General features: G+C 78.6%; 2 protein-coding genes. One reads left to right on the forward strand and one right to left on the reverse strand.

The genetic code is table 11. The features are described from left to right. A partial coding sequence (locus NWP10_RS12220) for a hypothetical protein (protein WP_258301082.1) occupies positions 1-194 on the forward strand: 194 nt, incomplete at its 5' end. 54 nt (positions 195-248) lie between these two features. Here the strand turns inward: NWP10_RS12220 and NWP10_RS12225 are convergent. Then, positions 249-693 (reverse strand): DUF4232 domain-containing protein (locus NWP10_RS12225; protein ID WP_258301083.1); only part of this gene is annotated, 445 nt, incomplete at its 5' end.

The following is a 693-nucleotide window of genomic DNA, read 5'->3' on the forward strand; positions in this document are numbered from 1 at the left end:
CCTCTCCGCAGCCCGGGCGCGCACGGAGCAGCGCGCCGGCGCCGCCCGGCCGGCGTCGGAGGCCGCCGCGCACCCCGGGCACCGCGATCGCCTCCCTGGCTGCGCTGGCGGTCCTGGTCGTCCTCCTGCAGGCCGGCTTCCTGCGCGCTCGGCTGCGCGTCGAGGTCGACCGGGGCGGCGGTGGACGGTGGTGACCGACGATCGCGCGCAGGCCGAGCGCATCGCCGCGGACCTGCAGGCCGCCGGACTCACCTGAGCGAGAACGGCCCCACCCGCAGGCTCGTGAACGCCCCGATGTCGGCGGCCTCGCGCTCGGCGTCCTCGACGCGCAAGGGCGGCTGGTCGGCGTGCAGCTGCAGCACGAGGTCGCCCAGGGGCTCGCTCTCGGCCCCGCCGAGGGCCCCCGACCACTCGATCCGCACCTGCGCCGCGCCGCCCGCCGGGACCCGCAGGTCCGTGGCGACGGCCCCCTCGTCGCCGTGCTGGAACCCCTCGGTGAAGGGCAGCTGCTGGACCTCGGGGGTGAAGCGGTGGCCGTACGCGCCCCGGGCGCCGAGGCCGGGGTACCCGCGCAGGGAGCACGGCTCGGCGCCGGCGTTCGTGATCGTGATGGTCCCGTAGCGGTGCCCCAGGGCCGCGTCCTCGAAGACCAGCGCCGCGCGCACGTCCGCCGGCCCGCAGGCGCCCTCCCCG

The organism is Micrococcus sp. HG099 (assembly GCF_024723355.1).
GTDB classification, from domain to species: Bacteria; Actinomycetota; Actinomycetes; order Actinomycetales; family Micrococcaceae; genus Micrococcus; species Micrococcus endophyticus.